The organism is Methylobacterium sp. WL69 (genome assembly GCF_008039485.1).
Taxonomy (GTDB): domain Bacteria; phylum Pseudomonadota; class Alphaproteobacteria; order Rhizobiales; family Beijerinckiaceae; genus Methylobacterium.
Genome location: NZ_VRUZ01000193.1, coordinates 1 through 1,633, shown reverse-complemented (window position 1 = coordinate 1,633; position 1,633 = coordinate 1). Strand labels below are relative to the sequence as shown.

At 75.1% G+C, this 1,633-nt stretch carries 1 protein-coding gene; it reads left to right on the top strand.

Features of this window, described 5'->3' with window-relative positions; translation table 11 throughout:
* Positions 1 to 83 precede the first annotated feature (83 nt).
* The coding region (locus FV218_RS22385; protein WP_246685240.1) for a pseudouridine synthase at positions 84 to 1,633 on the top strand (1,550 nt) is incomplete at its 3' end.

Here is a 1,633-nt window from a genome sequence, read left to right as displayed (position 1 = left end):
CGCCCGCCCCCTGGACCCCCGCCACCGATGCTGGGGTGCCGGGTCCCACGGCCGAGGAGCAGCCCAAGGTCCGCAAGGCCGCGATGCCGTCGCGTGGGGGGGATGCACCTCTCCGGCGCAAGGCGGTTCCCCTGCCCAGGCCCGTCGCCGAGCGGGCGCCGTCGGAAGCCGGCGAAGCGGACAAGGACGCGTCGGCCCACGAGGGCGACCGGATCGCCAAGGCCATCGCCCGGGCCGGCATCGCCTCGCGCCGCGACGTCGAGGTCATGATCGAACAGGGCCGCGTGACCCTCAACGGCAAGATCCTGACTTCGCCGGCCATCAACGTGACGGCGGATGACGTGATCACCGTCGACGGCGAGCCCCTGCCCGAGCGCGAGCGCACCCGCCTGTGGATCTACCACAAGCCGCGCGGGCTCGTGACCACGGCCCGCGATCCCGAGGGGCGCCAGACGGTGTTCGAGGCCCTGCCCGAGGATTTGCCCCGGGTGGTGGCCATCGGCCGCCTCGACATCAACACCGAGGGCCTGCTGCTGCTGACCAATGACGGCGGCCTCGCCAAGGTCATCGCCCACCCGGATACGGGCTGGCTGCGGCGCTACCGCGTGCGGGCCCACGGCGACACCAATCAGGCCGAGCTCGACAAGCTGCGCAAGGGCGTCACCATCGACGGGATGGATTACGGCCCCATCGACGCGGTCCTCGACCGTGCGTCGGGCGACAACCTCTGGCTGACGCTCGGCCTGCGCGAGGGCAAGAACCGCGAGGTCAAGCGCATCCTCGAGCATCTCGGCCTCGCCGTGAACCGGCTGATCCGCCTGTCGTTCGGGCCGTTCCAGCTCGGCGACCTCGAGGCCGGGCTGACGGAAGAAATTCGCACCAAGGTGCTGAAAGAGCAGCTCGGGCCCGGCCTATCCGATCAGGCGGGCGTCGATTTCGAGAGCCCCGTGCGCGAGCCCATCGCGCCGTTCGGCTCCCCGAAGCAGCAGGCGAAGCAGCCGGCCCGCAGCGCCTCGGCGGCCCAGCAGCGCGAGCGCCGCGATGGCGACGACGGCGAGGCCCGGCCCGCGCGCGGGTCCGACCGGGGTCCGTCGCGGGGCGGCGACCGCCCCATGTACAAGCCGACGGCCCCCGCCCGGGTGCCCACCGGCGGCAACAGCGCCGGCCCGCGCCGCTCCGTCTGGCGTGCCGAGGAAGAGGCCCCGCAGGAGGACGGTCCGCGTCGGGTCAAGATCCCGCGCCGGGGCGCCGATCCGAAGGCCGAGCGTGAGGCCGCCGCCGCGCGCGGCCGCGAGCGCGTCGGCTCCATCGGGACCGGCGACCGCCGCGTTCTCGTGGAGCGCCTGAAGGCGAGCCCGCAGGAGCCGGCGCCCGAGCCGCACCGTCGCGACCGCGGCGCCCGCCGCGACGAGACGGGCGCGGCCGAGCGTCCGATGCGCACCGTCCGCCAGTCGGATGCCCGCGCCGCGCGCCAGAACGAAGCGGCCGCCCGCCCGAGCGAGGCGGCGCGCCCGCAGCAGCGCCGTTTCGACAACGATGCCCGGCCTCCGCGCCGGGACGACGCGCCGCGTGGTCAGGGCGCGTCGCGCGCCTTCGCGAAGCCGGATGGCGCCGAGCGGCGCGGTCCCCCGCG